Origin of the sequence: Prauserella oleivorans (assembly GCF_042685745.1) — a bacterium.
In the GTDB taxonomy this organism is placed as follows: Bacteria; Actinomycetota; Actinomycetes; order Mycobacteriales; family Pseudonocardiaceae; genus Prauserella_A; species Prauserella_A oleivorans.
The window spans coordinates 3,195,179-3,211,170 of sequence record NZ_JBHUNT010000001.1; the positions used below are offsets into that span (position 1 = coordinate 3,195,179).

General features: G+C 68.8%; 22 protein-coding genes. 15 read left to right on the top strand and 7 right to left on the bottom strand.

Annotated elements, in window-relative coordinates; genetic code table 11:
- Nucleotides 1–56: 56 nt before the first annotated feature.
- The 11 genes from ACFSZT_RS15610 to ACFSZT_RS15660 all read left to right on the top strand — a co-directional run bounded on the left by ACFSZT_RS15610 (nucleotide 57) and on the right by ACFSZT_RS15660 (nucleotide 7,767).
- Nucleotides 57–704 (top strand): ABC transporter ATP-binding protein, encoded by a 648-nt coding sequence (locus ACFSZT_RS15610; RefSeq protein WP_377478284.1) that lies wholly within the window; start codon nucleotides 57–59, stop codon nucleotides 702–704.
- Nucleotides 701–1,390, top strand: a complete 690-nt coding sequence (locus tag ACFSZT_RS15615; protein WP_377393634.1) for a heme exporter protein CcmB — start codon at nucleotides 701–703, stop codon at nucleotides 1,388–1,390. The genes ACFSZT_RS15610 and ACFSZT_RS15615 overlap by 4 nt, the downstream gene beginning before the upstream one ends.
- Nucleotides 1,387–2,112, top strand: coding sequence for a cytochrome c biogenesis protein CcsA (gene ccsA, locus ACFSZT_RS15620; protein ID WP_377393631.1), 726 nt, complete (start codon nucleotides 1,387–1,389; stop codon nucleotides 2,110–2,112). The genes ACFSZT_RS15615 and ccsA overlap by 4 nt, the downstream gene beginning before the upstream one ends.
- The gene (locus ACFSZT_RS15625; protein WP_377393628.1) at nucleotides 2,109–2,240 is read left to right on the top strand and encodes a hypothetical protein; all 132 of its coding nucleotides are present in this window, start codon (nucleotides 2,109–2,111) and stop codon (nucleotides 2,238–2,240) included. The genes ccsA and ACFSZT_RS15625 overlap by 4 nt, the downstream gene beginning before the upstream one ends.
- A complete protein-coding gene (locus tag ACFSZT_RS15630) occupies nucleotides 2,237–2,653 on the top strand; it encodes a cytochrome c maturation protein CcmE (protein ID WP_377393625.1) in 417 nt (138 codons plus the stop codon). The genes ACFSZT_RS15625 and ACFSZT_RS15630 overlap by 4 nt, the downstream gene beginning before the upstream one ends.
- Nucleotides 2,650–4,623, top strand: a complete 1,974-nt coding sequence (locus ACFSZT_RS15635; RefSeq protein ID WP_377393622.1) for a heme lyase CcmF/NrfE family subunit — start codon at nucleotides 2,650–2,652, stop codon at nucleotides 4,621–4,623. The genes ACFSZT_RS15630 and ACFSZT_RS15635 overlap by 4 nt, the downstream gene beginning before the upstream one ends.
- A complete protein-coding gene (locus ACFSZT_RS15640) occupies nucleotides 4,616–5,098 on the top strand; it encodes a cytochrome c-type biogenesis protein (RefSeq protein WP_377393619.1) in 483 nt (160 codons plus the stop codon). Before ACFSZT_RS15635 ends, ACFSZT_RS15640 begins: the two co-directional genes overlap by 8 nt.
- On the top strand, nucleotides 5,095–5,910 hold the full coding sequence (locus ACFSZT_RS15645) for a tetratricopeptide repeat protein (RefSeq protein ID WP_377393617.1): 816 nt from the start codon (nucleotides 5,095–5,097) through the stop codon (nucleotides 5,908–5,910). The genes ACFSZT_RS15640 and ACFSZT_RS15645 overlap by 4 nt, the downstream gene beginning before the upstream one ends.
- Complete coding sequence (locus ACFSZT_RS15650) at nucleotides 5,907–6,542, top strand: TlpA family protein disulfide reductase (protein WP_377393614.1); 636 nt, start codon at nucleotides 5,907–5,909, stop codon at nucleotides 6,540–6,542. The genes ACFSZT_RS15645 and ACFSZT_RS15650 overlap by 4 nt, the downstream gene beginning before the upstream one ends.
- A 224-nt stretch (nucleotides 6,543–6,766) precedes the next feature.
- Complete coding sequence (locus ACFSZT_RS15655; RefSeq protein ID WP_377393665.1) at nucleotides 6,767–7,606, top strand: class E sortase; 840 nt, start codon at nucleotides 6,767–6,769, stop codon at nucleotides 7,604–7,606.
- Nucleotides 7,606–7,767 (top strand): hypothetical protein, encoded by a 162-nt coding sequence (locus ACFSZT_RS15660; protein ID WP_377393611.1) that lies wholly within the window; start codon nucleotides 7,606–7,608, stop codon nucleotides 7,765–7,767. Before ACFSZT_RS15655 ends, ACFSZT_RS15660 begins: the two co-directional genes overlap by 1 nt.
- A gap of 20 nt (nucleotides 7,768–7,787) precedes the next feature.
- Here ACFSZT_RS15660 and ACFSZT_RS15665 read toward each other — a convergent pair whose 3' ends face one another.
- The gene (locus ACFSZT_RS15665; protein WP_377393608.1) at nucleotides 7,788–8,747 is read right to left on the bottom strand and encodes a M56 family metallopeptidase; all 960 of its coding nucleotides are present in this window, start codon (nucleotides 8,745–8,747) and stop codon (nucleotides 7,788–7,790) included.
- A 173-nt stretch (nucleotides 8,748–8,920) separates the two neighbouring features.
- Here ACFSZT_RS15665 and ACFSZT_RS15670 point away from each other — a divergent pair, with 173 nt between their 5' ends.
- On the top strand, nucleotides 8,921–9,700 hold the full coding sequence (locus ACFSZT_RS15670; protein ID WP_377393605.1) for a cytochrome c biogenesis CcdA family protein: 780 nt from the start codon (nucleotides 8,921–8,923) through the stop codon (nucleotides 9,698–9,700).
- 120 nt (nucleotides 9,701–9,820) lie between these two features.
- Nucleotides 9,821–10,111, top strand: a complete 291-nt coding sequence (locus ACFSZT_RS15675) for a hypothetical protein (protein ID WP_377393602.1) — start codon at nucleotides 9,821–9,823, stop codon at nucleotides 10,109–10,111.
- A gap of 279 nt (nucleotides 10,112–10,390) precedes the next feature.
- On the opposite strand, the gene ACFSZT_RS15680 is transcribed toward ACFSZT_RS15675, so the two are convergent.
- The 4 genes from ACFSZT_RS15680 to ACFSZT_RS15695 are packed head-to-tail and all read right to left on the bottom strand — an operon-like array spanning nucleotide 10,391 to nucleotide 12,504.
- Nucleotides 10,391–10,576 (bottom strand): hypothetical protein, encoded by a 186-nt coding sequence (locus ACFSZT_RS15680; protein ID WP_377393599.1) that lies wholly within the window; start codon nucleotides 10,574–10,576, stop codon nucleotides 10,391–10,393.
- A 17-nt stretch (nucleotides 10,577–10,593) separates the two neighbouring features.
- The gene (locus ACFSZT_RS15685) at nucleotides 10,594–10,857 is read right to left on the bottom strand and encodes a glutaredoxin family protein (RefSeq protein ID WP_377393596.1); all 264 of its coding nucleotides are present in this window, start codon (nucleotides 10,855–10,857) and stop codon (nucleotides 10,594–10,596) included.
- The gene (locus ACFSZT_RS15690) at nucleotides 10,854–11,582 is read right to left on the bottom strand and encodes a peroxiredoxin family protein (RefSeq protein WP_377393593.1); all 729 of its coding nucleotides are present in this window, start codon (nucleotides 11,580–11,582) and stop codon (nucleotides 10,854–10,856) included. Before ACFSZT_RS15690 ends, ACFSZT_RS15685 begins: the two co-directional genes overlap by 4 nt.
- A complete protein-coding gene (locus ACFSZT_RS15695; RefSeq protein ID WP_377393590.1) occupies nucleotides 11,572–12,504 on the bottom strand; it encodes a cytochrome c biogenesis CcdA family protein in 933 nt (310 codons plus the stop codon). The genes ACFSZT_RS15690 and ACFSZT_RS15695 overlap by 11 nt, the downstream gene beginning before the upstream one ends.
- Before the next feature lie 101 nt (nucleotides 12,505–12,605).
- On the opposite strand from ACFSZT_RS15695, the gene ACFSZT_RS15700 reads away from it, so the two are divergent.
- A protein-coding gene (locus ACFSZT_RS15700; RefSeq protein WP_377478172.1) for an IS5 family transposase occupies nucleotides 12,606–13,426 on the top strand; the annotation gives its coding sequence in 2 pieces (ribosomal slippage) (nucleotides 12,606–12,960 and nucleotides 12,960–13,426; 822 coding nt in all).
- Between the two features lie 86 nt (nucleotides 13,427–13,512).
- On the opposite strand, the gene ACFSZT_RS15705 is transcribed toward ACFSZT_RS15700, so the two are convergent.
- Together ACFSZT_RS15705 and ACFSZT_RS15710 are read right to left on the bottom strand one after the other, a co-directional pair.
- Nucleotides 13,513–13,899 (bottom strand): BlaI/MecI/CopY family transcriptional regulator, encoded by a 387-nt coding sequence (locus ACFSZT_RS15705; protein ID WP_377394581.1) that lies wholly within the window; start codon nucleotides 13,897–13,899, stop codon nucleotides 13,513–13,515.
- Entirely contained in the window at nucleotides 13,892–14,143 is a 252-nt protein-coding gene (locus ACFSZT_RS15710) for an SHOCT domain-containing protein (protein WP_377394583.1), read from the bottom strand. Before ACFSZT_RS15710 ends, ACFSZT_RS15705 begins: the two co-directional genes overlap by 8 nt.
- Before the next feature lie 197 nt (nucleotides 14,144–14,340).
- Between ACFSZT_RS15710 and ACFSZT_RS15715 the strand changes: the two genes are divergently transcribed.
- Nucleotides 14,341–15,942, top strand: a complete 1,602-nt coding sequence (locus ACFSZT_RS15715) for a multicopper oxidase family protein (RefSeq protein ID WP_377394585.1) — start codon at nucleotides 14,341–14,343, stop codon at nucleotides 15,940–15,942.
- Nucleotides 15,943–15,992: the final 50 nt, after the last annotated feature.

Sequence of the window (15,992 nt, forward strand, 5' to 3'; positions counted from 1 at the left end):
CAGCGCCCGTCCGGAGTCAGGCCATGCCGAGCACAGTGTCCGAAAATGACGGCATCGTGACGTTGGTGGATGTCGCGGTCGACGTCGAGCGCGTCCCTGTGTTGCGCGGACTGGATCTGACGGTCGCGGCGGGGGAGTCCATCGGCGTCGTGGGGGCGAACGGCTCGGGTAAGAGCACGCTGTTGCGGGTGCTGGCGACGTTGCTGCCGCCGGTGGGTGGGCACGGCCGGGTTCTGGGCGCCGAGCTGGGCACGGACGAGTGTTTCGCGGTGCGCCCGGGCATCGCGCTGGTCGGGCACGCGCCGGCCCTGTATCCGCGGCTGACGCTGGGGGAGAACCTGCGCTTTCTGGCCAGGCTGACGGGGCGCCGCGAGCGGGCCGTCGATGAGGCTCTCGAGGCTGTTGGGCTGGCGCGGGCGGCCGACCGGCGGGCCGAGGTGTGCTCGCAGGGGATGCTGCGACGCGCGGAGTTGGCCCGGGTCCTGCTCAGCCAGCCCCGGTTGTTGCTGCTGGACGAGGCACACGCGGGCCTGGACAAGGCGTCGATCAGCCTGGTCGAAGCCGTCGTGGAGCGAGTCCGTGACGGTGCTGGCGCTAGCGTAGTCGTCTCGCACGACCAGCCAAGGCTCCGCGGCGTGGCGGATCGGTTGATCGAGATCAGCAGTGGACAGGCTCTCCCCGTGGGCGAGGAGGTGCCGGCATGACGCATGCGCTGTCTGCGGCACCCGGCCCGGTCCGGCAATGTGTGGAGCTGGCGCGCAAAGACCTGCGGCTGGAGCTGCGCGCGGGTGAGGCGTTGTTGGTCACGGCCCCCTTCGGGGCGGTGGCGTTGCTGCTCGTGCCGCTGGCGGTCGGCAGCGACGTTCCCTTGCTGCGACAGGTCGGGCCAGGCCTGTACTGGGTTGTCGTGCTGCTGTTCGGTGTGCTGGTGACGCTGCGGCAGAGCGCGGTGGACGGCCCGGCTCAGCTCGCGGTGCTGCGGTTGTGCGGCGTGCACCCCGCGGTCCGGCTGGCCGGCCGGGCGGTGGCGAACGCGGTGCTGTTGGTGGTGTTTGAACTGCTGCTCGCGCCGGTCGTTGTGGCACTCTACGATCCGGAGCTCTCGGGCTGGCCCTGGCTGCTCCTCCTGCTTCCGCTCGTCGCCGTCGGCCTGGCAGTGCTCGGCGCCCTGGCCAGCGCGCTCGCTCACGGGCTCGCCGGGCGGACCACTCTCGGGTCGTTGCTCGTGGTCCCTGTGGCGGCGCCACTCGTGCTGGGCGCGACGCAGACGCTGGACGCCGCACGCTATGGCCGCCAGCCGTGGGCATGGTTGCTCCTCGTGCTGACGGTCGACCTGCTGGTCGCGGTGGCGATGGGACTGGCCGCACGGCAATTGGAGGAGTCGGCATGAGCAGGATCTTGTTCGGCCGTCGGCTGACCACTGCGGTCTCCGTGGTGCTGTCGACCGGGCTGGTTGCGGCCATGCTTGCCCCACCCGATCGGGTTCAGGGCAACCTGCAGCGCCTGATGTACATCCACGTCCCGGCGGCATGGCTTGCTTACCTGAGTTTCGCGGTTACGTTGGGCAGCAGCATCGCATGGTTGTGGCGGCGCCAGGCGCGCTACGACCGGGCCGCCGCGGCCAGCGCCGAGGTGGGCGTCTTCTTCACCGGCCTGGCTATCGCGCTCGGGTCCATCTGGGGCAAGCCGACCTGGGGCGTGTGGTGGACGTGGGACCCGCGGGTGGTCACCACCGCGGTGATGTTCTTCGTCTACCTGGGCTATCTCGCGTTGCGGCGCGCCACGCTCGATCCCACTGCGCGTGCTCGCCGCTCAGCGGTGTTCGGGGTGGTGGCGTTCGTGCAGGTGCCGATCGTGCACATGTCGGTGGTGTGGTGGCGGGCGCTGCACCAGCCGCCGACGGTGCTCAAGCCCGGCGATCCGAGTATCGACCACGTGATGCTCGCGACGCTGCTGCTCAACGTGCTGGCCTTCACGCTGCTGTACCTACTCCTGGTACGCGCCCGGATGAGGCTGGCGGTCGTCGAAGAGGAGCTGGAGCAGGCGCCGCTCGGTGAGGGGCAGGAGCTGGCCGGGAGCGCCGTGTTGGCTCCCCGTCTGGAGAGGTCGTGACATCGATGTCCCAATGGTCGTGGGTTCTGCTCGGGTACGGCGTCGCCTTCGTGGCGATCGCCGGGTATGTGGCGACGCTGGTCCGCCGGTGGGTGCGGGCACGGCGCCGGGCGGGGGAACGGCCGTGAAGCGATACCGGCTGCTGGCCTTCTCGGGTGTCGGCGTGGTGGCGATCCTGGCCGGGCTGCTGTTCTTCGGCAACCTCAACGACAACCTCGTGTATTACCTGACACCGCAAGAGGCACTTGACGAGCGAGCAGACTTCCCCGACGGCAGGCGCTTCCAGCTTGGCGGCTTCGTGGAGAAGGACACCGTGGTCCGCACGCCAGAGGGGCTGCGCTTCGTGGTCGCCTCCGGTGCCGAGCCCGGCAGCCCCTCGGTCACGGTGGAACACCACGGTGCACCGGCGCAGCTGTTCCAGGCGGGGATCGGTGTGGTGCTGGAGGGTTCCTGGCAGGGCCGCGAGTTCGTGTCCGACACGATGAAGGTCAAGCACGACGAGAACTACCAGCCACCGGACTCCGGAGGCGATACCCCATGACCGTGCTCACCCCGGCTGCCGGGTGGGTGGGCATCCTGCTCGGCCTTGCCGGTTCGTTCGTGCTTGCGGTGTTCGGTTTCCGCGCGCAGCGCCGACCGGGCGCCGTGCGCCGCAGCCAGCTGCGCTTCGCCGTGGGGTGCATGGTGGGCGGCGCGGTGCTGGCGATGGCCGCGCTGGAAGTCGCGCTGCTCACCGACAACTTCGCGGTGTCCTATGTGGCCGAGACACATTCCCGCGCCACACCACTGTTTTTCGCCATTACCAGCGCGTGGTCGGCGCTGGGCGGCAGTATTGTGCTGTGGGCGCTGGTGCTCGCGGGCTACACGGCGGCGGTGTTGCGGCAGGTGCGTAGCACCGACGACCGGCTCGGCACGGGCGCGCTCGCCGTGCTGGGCGTGGTGAGCATCTTCTTCTTCGGGCTGGTATCCACTGTGGCCAACCCGTTCAAGATCCTGCCCAATCCGCCCGCCGACGGGCCGGGCCCGAACCCGATCTTGGCCGACCACGTCATGGTCGCCTTCCACCCACCGCTGCTGTACCTCGGGTTCGTCGGGTTCACCGTGCCGTTCGCCTTCGCGATGTCCGCGCTGCTGCTGCGCAAGGGCGGGGTGGAGTGGCTGCGGCGGACCCGGCGCGCCAACCTGGTGGCGTGGAGCTTCCTCACCGCCGGCCTCGTGCTTGGCGCGTGGTGGTCGTATGAGGTGCTCGGCTGGGGCGGCTACTGGGCGTGGGACCCGGTGGAGAACGCCGCGCTGATCCCGTGGCTGGTGGCCACCGCCTTCATCCACTCGGCCGTGGTGCAGGTCAAGCGGGGCATGCTGCAGGCGTGGAACTTCGTGCTCGTCATTGCCACGTTCGCGCTGACCATCCTCGGCACGTTCCTCACCCGCTCGGGCGTAGTCGCCTCGGTGCACTCGTTCACCGAATCCGGGGTGGGCCCGGCCTTCCTGGGTTTCCTCGTCCTCGTGCTCGTGGGCGGCTTCACGTTGTTCGCGCTGCGCGGTGAACGTGTGGCCTCCCTGTCCCGCCCGGAGTCGCTGGCCAGCCGCGAGGGCGTGTTCCTGGTCAACAACCTGCTGCTGACGCTGTTCGCGTTCGTCGTACTCAGCGGCACTCTCTACCCGATCGTCGTGGAGGCCTTCACCGGCGACCAGGTCTCGGTGGGCCGGCCGTTCTTCGACCGGATGGCGGTGCCGCTGTCGTTCGCGCTGCTGCTGGCGATGGGCGTGGGTCCGTTCACCCCGTACCGGCACGCCTCGCTGGGCGTCTTGTGGGCCCGGCTGAGGGTCCCGTTGCTCCTGGCGAGCGCCGCCGCGTCCGCCGTGGTGCTGCTGGGTGGCATCTCCTCACCCGGAGTCGTCGCGGTGACTGGCATCGCCGTGGCCGTCGTCGCGGCCGGCGTGCGGCAGCTCATCGTGACCGCGCCGAAGCCACGCCGCAACGGTGTGCCGCGCGTGCTGCGCGGGCAGCGTGCCTACTGGGGCGGGCAGCTCGCCCACCTCGGCGTGGCCGTGGTCGCCGTGGTCATCGCCGTCTCCGGTGCGCTCGCCACGCGAGCAACGGTGACCGTCGACCGTGGACAGTCGGTGGAGTTCGCCGGGTACACGCTCACCTTCGAACGCAGCGAGGAGCACACACAGCCGGACCGGCTGATCCGCGACGCGCACATCGTCTTCCGCGCCGACGGCGAGGTCGCCTGGACCGCGGAACCTCGGCTGAACAGGTTCAACAACCAAACCCAGGCGGTGGGCCAGCCCGCGGTGTGGAGCGGCCCGACCCGGGACATCTACGTCGCCCTCGCGCAACTCGGTGATGATCAGGTGTCGCTCAACCTCTATCGCTACCCGCTGATGGCCTGGCTGTGGGTCGGTGGCGCCCTGGCCGCGGCCGGCGGGTTCTGGGCACTGAGCGGACGGACCCGTCGTACCGCAACCGAGAACACCGCAGAGCCGGTGATGGCGGATGCGTAGGCGCAGACTGTTCCAAGCCGGGCTCGCGCTGGCCATCGTCGCGCTGCTCGCGGTGGCAGTCGTCGGTCTGCTCACCGCTCGCCCCGGGACGCCGGATCGCGCCTATGAGCTCGAGCAGCGGCTGCGCTGTCCGGTGTGTAAGAGCGTGTCGATTGCGGAGTCCCCGTCGGAGACCGCGGAAGCCATGCGCGCCGTGGTGGCAGACCAGGTCGCCGCCGGCCGCAGTGATCAGGAGATCATCGACTACTTCCGCGCCCGCTACGGCGACTGGGTGCTGCTCGACCCGCCCGCGAGCGGATCGACCCTCGCCCTGTGGCTGTTGCCGGTCGCCGCAGTCGTGGTCGGCGGTGCCGTGCTGGTCCTGCTGCGCCGGCGCCCGGCTCAGGATGAGGCGCTCACCAGCGAGGAGCGTGACCAGGTGAGACGGGCCGTGGAGCAAGCGCGATCCCGTGTCGATGATGAGGTCACGCCATGAACACCGTTCGAGAGCTGCTTGAACAGCGGCGTGACCAAGCCCTGCGGGACATCGTCGACCTCGAACGGCAGGTCGCCGACAACGAGATCCCCGAGGAAGCCGCCGAGAAGCTGCGTCGCCGCTACGAGGCGGCCGCCGCGCACGCGATCGACGCCCTGGAAACGGCCCCGTCCATCGAGGAGCAGGAACCTTCGCGCACGCCTCGGCGGTCCCGGGCCCGGATCGTCGCCTACGTCGCCGCGGCTGCCGTGGCGGTGTTCGCCGCCGTGGTGCTTCCCCAGTACGTGGCGACCCGGCCCGACGGCGGGTTCGTCACGGGCAACGAGGTGGCCCAGTCACCGACCGGCAACGCGTCGGCGAGCCCGGCACCGGCGCCGCGCGACCTGTCGACCGTCAGCGAGGCAGAGATGGAAGCGGTGGTGAAGGCCAACCCAACCGTTGTCGGCATGCGACTCGCCCTGGCCAACCGCTACCTGGAGAAAGGCAACTACGACAAGGCCGCCGAGCACTACGGTGTGGCGCTCAAGCAGGACCCGGGCAACCCCGAGGTGCAGGCCGGTGCCGGCTGGCTGCTGTTCAAAATGGGCCAGATCGACGCGGCGCTGCGATTCGTCGACCAGGCACTGGCCATCGCCCCGACCATGCAGGATGCGCTGTGGTTCAAGGCGAACATCCTCCTCGAGGGACGCAAGGACCCGACCGGTGCACTCGCCGTGCTGCGCCCGCTCGCCCAGCGCGGCGACCTCGACGCAGACCTTCGCCGGCAGGTGCGGCAGCTGATCAGGGTCGCCGAACAGGCAGGCGACCAATGACCACCCACGACAATGCCGCGCCAGGTCGTTCTCGCCAGTGGCGGCGTGTGCGCTGGATCGCCCTCGCGGTTGTGGTCGTCGCGGTCGGCGTCGGCGCGATCTTCGGCAGCCGCCTGGGCAAAGACCCCACCCTGGTCGACAGCCCACTCATCGGCAAGCCAGCTCCGACCGCGACCCTGCCGAACCTGGAAGGGAACGGGGCCGTGTCACTGGCCGACTTGCGCGGCCGGATCGTCGTCGTGAACTTCTGGGCCTCCTGGTGCGTGGCCTGCCGAGAAGAGCACCCAGCGCTGGTGTCGGCGGCGAACAACTACCGCGCCGCGGGCGTCGTCTTCGTCGGCGTCAACTACCAGGACCAGCGCGGCGCCGCGATCGGCTTCCTCGACGAAATGGGCCGCGGAGATCCGTCCGCCTACCGCTACGTGACCGACCCCGGCTCCAAGCTGGCCCTGGACTTCGGCGTGTTCGGTGTGCCGGAGACCTTCTTCATCGACCGCGACGGAACCGTCGTCGGAAAGATCGCCGGACCGTCCAGCTACCAGCTGCTCTCCACTTCCCTTGACGAGATCCTCGCCGGCCGCACGCCACGTTCGCGGACGGAGGGCTCCGTCCAACCCGCACCTGGGAGGTGAGGTCAGGTCACCGGTCGTGAGTGAGGAACCGGGTTCTAACCCGGCTAAGCACTCACGATGCTTCGCAGGCGGGGGCGCCTCCGCAGGAACCTACTAGCAGCGATAGTAAGATTCCGCGGTTGGCAGGCATCGCCTGACGTCCGAGAGGAGCTCCCGTGCTGCGTGATGAGGAAGCGGAGACGCAGGTGCTCACCGGCCTCGACTTCACGCCCCATTCGGGCACGCTGCCGATCACGGCACCGAAACCGTCGGCACCACCGGACGGTCCTGTGCGCAAGACCGTGCGTACCTTCGGTGAACTGCTGGTCACCGCGGGCATCGTCGTGCTGCTTTTCGTCGTGTACGAGGTGTACGTGACCGACTGGGTTTCCGCGGGAAAGCAGCGCGAGGCCAGCGCGGAGCTCGACGACCGCTGGTCTAATGGCCGGCATGTCCGCACCGCGCCGATCGATGGCAAGGCGTTCGCGCGGATCTACATTCCGTCCTTCGGCGCGGACTACCAGTTCACGATCCAGGAAGGCGTCGACGCCGCAACCTTGGAGATCGGCCCTGGCCACTACAAGGACACGGCGTTACCTGGCGAGCCAGGCAACTTCGCGGTCGCGGGCCATAGGGTGGGCAAGGGTGCCCCATTCAACGACCTGGACCTGCTGAACTCGTGCGACGCGATCGTCATCGAGACCGCCGAGCGGTTCTTCGTCTACCGCGTGCTGCCGATGAAGGAGGAGATGGGCAGCTGGAAAGACGACAAGGGACGAGAGCCCCAGTGCGCCAAGGTCTCGACGTTGCGTGACCCCTCGGTCGCTGATGGCGGCCCGTACGGCGCGACATTCGGGCGCGTCATCGTCACACCGGACCGGCGTGATGCCGTGGCGCCGGTGCCGTACGAGCCAAGAGCCGCGCTGCCCGCGGCATCGCAGGCATCCCTGCTCACGCTGACAACCTGCCACCCGAAATTCTCCGCCCGCCTGCGGATGATCATCCACGCGGTGCTGACGAACGAGCTCCGGAAGGAACCGGGCGCCGGGTACACGGACCTGCTGCGCAGGATCGGGGAGGCCTGATGTACGCGTGGATTTGGCGGCACCTACCGGGCCCGGTGACCGCGAGGGTGGCGATCGCGACGCTACTCGTCACGGGTGTGATCGCGCTGCTGATGTTGTGGGTCTTCCCGTGGCTGGAGCCGATGTTGCCCTTCAACGAGGTCGCGGTCGACGGCGGCTGACCGTTCGCCTCAACGGCGGGTCAGCCGATGACCGACCCGCACAGGGCAAGGCCCGCTGTGGTGAATAGTCCGGTGAGTACCGGGCCGGCGAGCAGCAGCGCCGCGACGGCCGTCAGCAGCAGGCGGGTGCGCCATCGCCGGACTGCGCCGGGCGGTGCGGCAAGTCGCTCGACCCGTGCCAGCACGCCGACGCCGGTCGCGCCCAACGCCCCAGCTGGCAGGCGGCCGGCATTCGACAACACGAGCAAGGCGCCGAGCACCGTGCGAGCGCCGTGGGAACGCACAGCGACGTCGTCGGCGCACATCTCCAACAGCTGAGCGACCTGCTGCGCCCCGGCGGTGAACAGCTCGATTCTGGGCAGGGTCACGGCCAGTCCCCGGGTGACTGCCACGAGTAGATGGTGCCGGCCGGCCAGGTGCGCCCGCTCGTGAGACAGAACCGCGTTGAGTTGGCGATCATCGAGCGCGCCCAGCGCGGCGCTGGTGACCACGATGGCGTGCGGGCGGCCCGCGACGCAGTACGCGAGGGGCTCCGGCGCGTCGAGGACCAGCACGTCCTGACCAGGCATGCGGTGCCCGACGATGCGTGCCATCCGCGCGTGCTGGTGGGTGAGTGTCCGCGCGCTGAGCAGCGCTCGGGCGAGCTTGCCGGCGAGCACCGCAAGGGCAGCTGCGGCGGCGATGGCGAGACCGAGCAGACCGAACTGGACCAGGAGGCCGTGACGCCCGAGGGCGACATCCCGTAGCGCGGCGAAGCACGAGCTGAGGAGGTGGCCGGGGCGATTCCAGTCGTTCACGAGTTCGACGGCCAGGAACCCAGCGGCGGTGACCCATGACAGCACGACGCTGGCGATCGTGATGAGCCAGACCGCCACGCCAAGACGGGGCGTCACTCCGGCGCGGGTCAGGCGGGCAAGCAGACGTGGCCCGAACACCGCGACGGTGAAGCCGTACAGCACCAGGCAGACCGCGACGCTCATGGCCGTTCCTCGCCGTCGTCTGCGTCCGATGCACCGAATTCACGCACGTGGCCCTCCCTGGCCTGTTGGGTCCGTCTCGGGGTACGCGCCGCGGCGACGAGGCGCGCCATCAACTACGCTACTACGGCGATTAGTAAGTTCAGGATGATACGAAACGGCGTTGTGGAATTTTCGTGAATGACCTCACCGATTTTGTCATCTCCGGCCCGATCCTTCTCGCCGCCCTGGTCGCGGTGGCCGCCGGGGCGGTGTCGTTCGCCTCGCCCTGCTGTGTTCCGTTGGTGCCAGGGTACTTGGCCTATCTGGCGGGCTTGACAGGTGCGGACGCGCCCCCTGTCGATGCGAACGACGCCAGAGCGCGAGCAGGGCGGTGGCGGGTCGCCGGAGCCGCCCTGCTGTTCGTGCTCGGGTTCACCGTCGTCTTCGTTGCCGCCGTGGTCACGGTGCTGGGCGCGGCCGACTTCCTGTTGGGTAACGAAGCGCTGCTGCAGCGCATCGGCGGGGTGATCACGATCGGCATGGGCCTGGTGTTCCTCGGGCTGGTGCCGACGCTGCAGCGCGACGTGCGACTACACCGCCTGCCGCGCGGCGGCGTCGCCAGCGCCCCGGTCATGGGCGCCGTGTACGGCCTCGGCTGGACGCCCTGCTTGGGCCCGACGCTGACCGGTGTCATCGCTCTGGCCAGCGGTACGCAGGTGGGCTCGACCACAGCCAGGGGAATCCTCCTAGTACTGGCCTACTGCCTGGGGCTCGGACTGCCGTTCATTCTGCTCGCGGTCGGCGCGCAATGGGCGGTTCGCACGGCGGGGTGGTTGCGGCGGCATAAGCGAGCGGTCCAGGTCACTGGCGGCGTCATGCTGGTGGCCGTGGGGCTGCTACTGGTGACTGGGCTGTGGGGCGAACTGGTGGCCTGGCTGCGTGGCCCCATCGCAGGGTTCACCACACCGATCTGATGGTGACAGTCCGGTGGTCGGCCTGATCCGGGCAGGTGAGCCGGGGCCGTGTGGCGTCTCAGCGGGAGGGATGCCACACTTACTAATACTAGTCAACTTAGTAGTTTAGGATTTCTTTCTATGTTGTTGCGCAAGGGCGTTGCGGTCATGGTGGCAAGTGGCGCCGCGGTGGTGGCGATGGCCACGCCGGCGGCAGCGGGGAGCAAGGTCGAAGCACAGCGAGGCAGCGACCGGGGCATGGCACGGATATGCGAGATGATGATGCAGGACTTTCACGGCATGGAACGGATGCGCGAGACGATGATGCGCAACCCGGCCATGGCGCGGATGTGCGAGATGATGATGCGGCAGGATCCCGCGATGGCCGAGATGTGCAAGTCGATGATGGGTGACACCACGTCACAGGCATGATGTCGTTGCCGGGAAGGCAGTTCAGCCTTCCCGGCACCACCGGCCTCTTCGGCGCGCTTGTCACCCGAGCACGCTAGTTGGCTTGACTACGTGCCTTGCGGGCGCTTGGTGCGACGTTTGCCCAGAGGTCACTCGGAGGATCTATCCCAGCCGTGTCGAATCGCGATCGGCTCTGACGAATTTCGCCGCCGGCGGGATTGCCGACCGCGTGCCGTGCAGCGGGCACCGTTCGACTTGTGCGCGGGCTACTTACAGTGCGAGCCCACCAGGATTCCGCGGCTAGGGCCGGTTCTGGTACCGGTCTCGGGCACGCAGGCTGTGCACCTCGGCCCGCAGCCGGGCGACTTCGTTTTGCTGGTCGGGGTTCTCGGTGCCGCTGTCTTTCCGGCCACGCATCATGAACCACATCATGAGGCCCATGCCGATCGGGCAGGCGAGCAATGCGAGCAGGTAGAGCGAATCCATGGGGACTCCCGGCGTGATCAGGTAGTTCTGGCTGTGCGGTCAAGGGTCTTGCGCAGCTTGCGCTCGGACAGTCGCCCGTGCGCGAAGGGGCGGCCCTCCAACAGGACGCCAGGGGCGAACAACACCCCGGCTCCGTCGGCCAGCCGTCGGCCTTCGGTGGTACGCAGGTCGACCTCAATGACCTCGAGAGGGTGATCGCGCGCGACGCGTGCGAGCACATCTTTGGCGTGCTCGCACAAGTGACAGTCGGGCTGGGTGAGCAGGGTGACGGTGGTGCTCATGGCTTGCTCCGCCCCGCGGTGAGGTCGGCCAGCAGCGCCTCGGTTGGCAGGAACATCGTGTACTTCGGGGCACCGCCGTAGTCGGCACGCCACCGGATCGTGCCGTCTGGGCCGACCAGGAGGAAGCTGTGCCCGTCGCGGTCCTCGCCCATCATCCCGTACTTGTTCGCCTCGTAAGCACGGGACACGGCGAGGTCCGGGTCGGACAGTACCGGCGTGGTGATGCCCTCGTCCTGGGTCTTGCGGGCGATCAGGTCGACGGGATCGGTCGTGATGGACACGATCGTGTCGACACCGGCGGCCTTGACCTTCTCGGCGTTGCGCTCCAGGTCGGTGATCTGGTCCCAGCACGGCTGGCACATCAGGCCTTCCTGGAAGTACACCAGGACATTCTTGCCCCGATAATCCTCGAGGCTGATGGTTCCGCCCAAGCTCGACGCGAGCTCGAAGCCGGGGGCCCGCTCACCCGGGCCGGGATTGCCGACGGCGAAGGGATACTGGCTGCTGCCTTGCGTCGCCGAGGTCGTGCCGTCTGAGGCACTTGGCTCGGACGACGACTTGTATACGAGGAACAGCGTGACCAGCCCGGCGACGACCAGGAGGACGATGGCCCCGGCTCGGATGGCGTCCCTGCGTCGAGCCGGATCAGGACGCCGGGTGGGCCGCACCGGCGTCCGCGAGGGCGCGCGCCCCCGGCCGCGTCGGGTGTCGGTGCTACGACTCATCGATAGTGACCTCCGTGGTGTGGGGCTTCGGCGACTCGGCTGGAGTGCAGCACGAGGAGGACTCGGATTTCGGCTTCGTTCGGCGGGCGCGGCGCAGCAGCACCACGACGGCGGCGAGCAGGATCGCGGCGAATGCCCATCCCGGTAGCCAGGACAGCCGGTCGGTCACCCAGGATGCGGCGTGCTGGATGTCGGCGGACAGCCGGACCTGCCAGCCGCTGGACGGCATCGTGGTGCCGGTGAAGGCGAGGACGATCGTCAGGGCGCCCATCACGACCAGCAGGCCGCCGGACAGCGCGTAGCCGAGCGGAAGCTCGCGATGCAACGGCCCCCAGCGCAGTCGTACCCGCCGCCCGTCCAACCAGCCGCGGGGTTTCTTCGCGGCGCGGCGGTCCCACAGGAAGGCCAGCAGCATCAACGGGGCGACCATGCCGGCCACGTAGGTTCCGGCGACGGCCAACGCAGCGGGAAACGAGGCGGTGGCGCCCCCGAGTATGACGACGCCGGCGAGCACCGGTGCGCAGCACGAGCTCGCGGCTCCGGAGAAGACCCCGAGCCCGTAGACCGATCCAACGCCCTTACCGGCCGGGGTGCCACCTCCGGGCATCGGCAACCGCGGCCGCCAGCCGAGGAGGACCGCAAGACCACCCAGAATCATGGCGCTGCCACCGATGGTGAACACGAGGGTGTGTTGCCCGACGATCGCGACCGCGAGCGCGCTGGCGCCCAGCCCGATCGGCACGATCACCGTGGCCACGCCCAGTGCGAACACCGCTGTCGCGGCGATCGTGCCTCCCCGTCGGCGGAACACCGAGGACAGGTATGCCGGCAGCATCACCGATACGCAACACGGCGCGAGCAGGGCGACTACACCACCGGTGAAGGCCGCGAGCAGCGTGGTGCCCAACAGGAGTTCCCGCATCGACCGCCCGTTCCCTCATCGCTACTAAGGGGTCCTAACATAATGACCTTGGGTGTGGTTTGATGCCGTGTCTTGTTGGTCTTCGGTGAGAGGTGGGCTGGGTGGGGCAGCGGCGTCCGTGGGAGGTCGACGACGGTCTGTGGGAACGGATCGAGCCGTTGTTGCCGCAGGTGGAGCGTCGGTTTCGACATCCGGGGCGTAAGCGGTTGGACGACCGCAAGGCGTTGTGCGGGATCATGTTCGTGCTCTATACCGCGATTCCGTGGGAGTTCCTGCCGCAGGAGCTGGGCTATGGGTCGGGCATGACGTGCTGGCGCCGGCTGCGGGACTGGACCGAGGCCGGGGTATGGCAGCGGCTGCACGAGGTACTGCTGGCGGAGTTGCACGCGGCGAACCGGCTGGATTGGTCACGGGCGGCGGTCGATGGATCGCATGTAAGGGCGTTAAAAGGGGGCCGAAAACCGGTCCCAGCCCGGTAGACCGAGCCCGCACTGGGTCCAAGCACCACGTGATCACCGACGGTACCGGCATCCCCTTGGCAGCCACTCTGACCGGTGGGAACCGGCACGACGTCACCCAGCTGATGCCGTTGATCCAGGCGATCCCGCCGGTGCGGGGCCGTCGTGGACGGCCCCGCCGACGACCACGACGGATCTACGCCGACCGCGCCTACGACCACGACAAGTACCGCAAACTCGTCCGTGCCGAGGGAATCACGCCAGTCATCGCCCGCCGCGGCGAGGAACACGGCTCTGGCCTCGGCGTGTACCGGTGGGTCGTCGAGGGCGCGTTCGCCCTGCTGCACTGGTTCCGGCGCCTGCGCATCCGATGGGAGATCCGCGACGACCTCCACGAAGCCTTCCTCACCCTCGGCTGCGCCATCATCTGCTGGCGCCGCCTCAAAGCCCACTCATTGTGTTAGGACCCCTAAGCAACTAAGTTGATTAGTAGCATAGGTCACGAAATCGGCCGCGGCCACCCGGAGGGGAGGAGCTCAGCCGCGATGGGTCAGGACTCGCGCCCTGCGGTTGGTCCGCCGAGTGCCTGGCGCAGTTTGGCGGCCTCCGCGGGGTCCATCTCGGAGAAGAACCTTGCCAGCACGGCCGTGCGGTCGGGCGTCTCGGACAGGATGTCGTCGATGAGCCGTGCGGCGTACTCCTCGCGCGACGCGAGCGGCCAGTACTCGTAGGCGCGGCCGTTCTTCTCGCGCGCGAGCCAGCCCTTGCGGTGGAGGATCTCCATCACCGTCTGCACGGTCGTATAGGCCGATGACCGCGTCGGGCGCAGTGCCTCGACGACGTCGCGGACAGGAGCTGGGCTGTCGCGCGCCCAGAGTACCTCCATGATCGCGGCCTCGAGCTCGCCGAACTGTCGTGTCGTCCGCCGATCAGCCACGAGCGCTCCGTCCCTGCGTCAGGTCGTCGCGTCGCTCGAAGTACTCATCGCGATCGATCTCGCCCGCGGCGTAACGCCGCCGCAGGTCGAGCTCAGCGGCGTCCTCCGTCGGCGCGGACCGCGTCCGGTCCGTGAGCGCACGAACGAGCCACCCGATGCCTACCGCCAACAGAACGAGGACAGCCAGCACGACCAGCACCCAGAGCAACATCCACCAGCCCATGCCCATCATGCCGTCCACCACGCGGACCACCTCCCTTCGACTAATTCACATAGTAGTCCGGTCTCGCCGGCTGTCAGGGCTTCGCCAGCGATCGCGTGCCGGAATGTCGACATTCAATCCACGGGTGGCGCGGCAGGTACGTCTACCGCTACTACTAAGCTGCTACGTAGCTGGTGATGCCGAATTCGGGAGATGGACCGACAATGCCGGAGTTTCCTGTGTCCCGCCGAAGCCTGCTCACGGCGCTCGGCGGCGCGGCGGCCGCCGTGACGGCCGGCGGGGCAGGGCTCGCGCTGCGCGGCGAGGACATGCCGGAGACCGGGCGCGTGCTGGCGACGTCGGACGCCGTGCGGCGCACCGAGCAGGCCAGGCGGAGCCGCGGCTCCGGCCGTGCTGTTCGGTCGGCGCTGACCGCCGAGCAGGCGGATGTCGATCTCGGTGGCTACGTGGCGCGAACCTGGGCGTACAACGGCCGCGTTCCCGGCCCCGCGATCCGCTGTAGCGCGGGCGACCAACTCGAGATCGATGTCGCCAACCGGCTGCCGGAACCGACCACCGTGCATTGGCACGGCCTGCGGCTGCGCAACGACATGGACGGGGTCCCGAACCTCACCCAGGCGCCGATCCGTGCCGGAGACAGCATGCGCTACTCCTTCGTCGCGCCCGATCCCGGCACCTACTGGCTGCATCCGCACGTCGGCTTACAGCGGGAGCGCGGTCTGTACGCCCCGCTGATCGTCGACGATCCGCAGGAACCCGGTGACTACGACGTCGAGTTCATCGTCGTGCTCGACGATTGGATCGACGGTGTCACCGCGACTCCCGACGACGTACTCAGGGCCTTGCGCGCTGGTGGCATGCAGGCGCGATACCGAACGCCGGTACGGGTAGGGCGGATCGCGGACGCGTCTGCTTCGTGGCAGTACCACGTGCCCGCGGCACTGGCCGACCCGCCACCCGGAATCGCCCCCGTGTCGGCGGCGTCGCGGCTGGCGAGCCACGTCGAGTTCCCGTTCTATGTACTCAACGGGCGGCTGCCGACGGCGCCCCACGTGTTCCGGGCCAAGCCGGGCCAGCGTGCTCGCATCAGGCTGATCAACGCCGCCGGGGCGACGGTGTTCCGGCTCGCGCTCGGGGACCACCGGCTGGTCGTCACGCACACCGACGGATTCCCAGTCGAACCGGTCGAAGTCGATACCCTCCAGATTGCCTCCGGCGAACGCTACGACGTGGTCGTCACCCTCGGCGAGGGAGTCTTCCCGCTCGTGGCCGTCGCCGAAGGCAAGGGCGCGCAGGCACTCGGAGTGATCCGCACCGCGGCCGGGCCGATCCCGCCGCCCACTGCGGCGCCCGCCGGGTTGTCCGGCCGACTGCTTGCCCTCACGGACCTGCGAGCGACGCCCGCGGCGCGTATCGGCGACCAGCCCCCCGACGTCAGCCACACCGTGTACCTCACCGGTGACATGACGACGTTCGAATGGCGCATCAACGCCGAGACCTTCAACCATCGGCGCCCCTTCGACGGGATCACACCGATGCCCCTCCACGACGGCGAACGGGTCCGGCTCGTGCTGGTCAACCAGACACCCATGTATCACCCGATGCACCTGCACGGGCACACGTTCACGGTACGTGCCCCTGCCGACAACCCCGGCCGGGGCGGCCCCCGCAAGGACACCGTTCTGGTCGGGCCTGGCGAGCGGTTCAGCGTCGACTTCACTGCGGACAACCCCGGCCAGTGGCTCATCCACTGCCACAACGCCTACCACATGGCGACCGGCATGGCCGGCATGCTGTCCTACCTGCGACGAGACCGATGAGCGACGCTCGCGGCCGCCGGCGCGGTAGGTGTGTCCGCTTCGCCTTTTCC

Excerpts from the sequence above, each read along its gene's own strand:
- ACFSZT_RS15645 (WP_377393617.1), top strand. The coding sequence starts at position 5,095 with ATGAACACCGTTCGAGAGCTGCTTGAACAGCGGCGTGACCAAGCCCTG.
- ACFSZT_RS15690 (WP_377393593.1), bottom strand. The coding sequence starts at position 11,582 with ATGAGTCGTAGCACCGACACCCGACGCGGCCGGGGGCGCGCGCCCTCG.
- ACFSZT_RS15685 (WP_377393596.1), bottom strand. The coding sequence starts at position 10,857 with ATGAGCACCACCGTCACCCTGCTCACCCAGCCCGACTGTCACTTGTGC.
- ACFSZT_RS15615 (WP_377393634.1), top strand. The coding sequence starts at position 701 with ATGACGCATGCGCTGTCTGCGGCACCCGGCCCGGTCCGGCAATGTGTG.
- ACFSZT_RS15665 (WP_377393608.1), bottom strand. The coding sequence starts at position 8,747 with ATGAGCGTCGCGGTCTGCCTGGTGCTGTACGGCTTCACCGTCGCGGTG.
- ACFSZT_RS15660 (WP_377393611.1), top strand. The coding sequence starts at position 7,606 with ATGTACGCGTGGATTTGGCGGCACCTACCGGGCCCGGTGACCGCGAGG.
- ACFSZT_RS15635 (WP_377393622.1), top strand. The coding sequence starts at position 2,650 with ATGACCGTGCTCACCCCGGCTGCCGGGTGGGTGGGCATCCTGCTCGGC.
- ACFSZT_RS15675 (WP_377393602.1), top strand. The coding sequence starts at position 9,821 with ATGTTGTTGCGCAAGGGCGTTGCGGTCATGGTGGCAAGTGGCGCCGCG.
- ccsA (WP_377393631.1), top strand. The coding sequence starts at position 1,387 with ATGAGCAGGATCTTGTTCGGCCGTCGGCTGACCACTGCGGTCTCCGTG.
- ACFSZT_RS15650 (WP_377393614.1), top strand. The coding sequence starts at position 5,907 with ATGACCACCCACGACAATGCCGCGCCAGGTCGTTCTCGCCAGTGGCGG.
- ACFSZT_RS15640 (WP_377393619.1), top strand. The coding sequence starts at position 4,616 with ATGCGTAGGCGCAGACTGTTCCAAGCCGGGCTCGCGCTGGCCATCGTC.
- ACFSZT_RS15695 (WP_377393590.1), bottom strand. The coding sequence starts at position 12,504 with ATGCGGGAACTCCTGTTGGGCACCACGCTGCTCGCGGCCTTCACCGGT.
- ACFSZT_RS15680 (WP_377393599.1), bottom strand. The coding sequence starts at position 10,576 with ATGGATTCGCTCTACCTGCTCGCATTGCTCGCCTGCCCGATCGGCATG.